Source organism: uncultured Kordia sp. (assembly GCF_947489565.1).
In the GTDB taxonomy this organism is placed as follows: domain Bacteria; phylum Bacteroidota; class Bacteroidia; order Flavobacteriales; family Flavobacteriaceae; genus Kordia.
Window position 1 is genome coordinate 1 of record NZ_CANLEA010000060.1, and the last position, 419, is coordinate 419.

Genomic DNA, 419 nt, shown 5'->3' on the forward strand with positions numbered 1-419 from the left:
TCAATACTTACCGCGACACTTGCTGTTCCTGCATCTTCCGCTACCGTCACATCACCTACACTCATTGCTGGTGTGTCGTTATCGGTGATCGTTACTGTTCCACTATCATTTGTGTTAGATGTGTTTCCACTTGTTACACTTCCATTTACAGTGAAGTCCTCTGTTGGTTCTCCTGTAGTATCATCTGTAATTGGAATGCTTACATCTACTGTCGTTTGTCCTGCTGGGATCGTTGCTGTGACTGTTGTGGTCGTATAATCATCTGGATTGGTCGCACTGTTATCAGTTGTAGTGATACTTACAACGGTATCTACACTACTTGGATTGTCAATGCTCACCGCGACACTCGCTGTTCCTGCATCTTCTGCAACCGTTACATCACCTACGCTCATTGCTGGTGTATCGTTATCAGTGATCGT

Annotated in this window: 1 protein-coding gene; it reads right to left on the reverse strand. The window is 44.9% G+C overall.

Going from position 1 to position 419, the window contains the following annotated elements; translation table 11 throughout:
* The coding region (locus Q0845_RS27720) for a Calx-beta domain-containing protein (RefSeq protein WP_298521210.1) at positions 1-419 on the reverse strand (419 nt) is incomplete at both ends.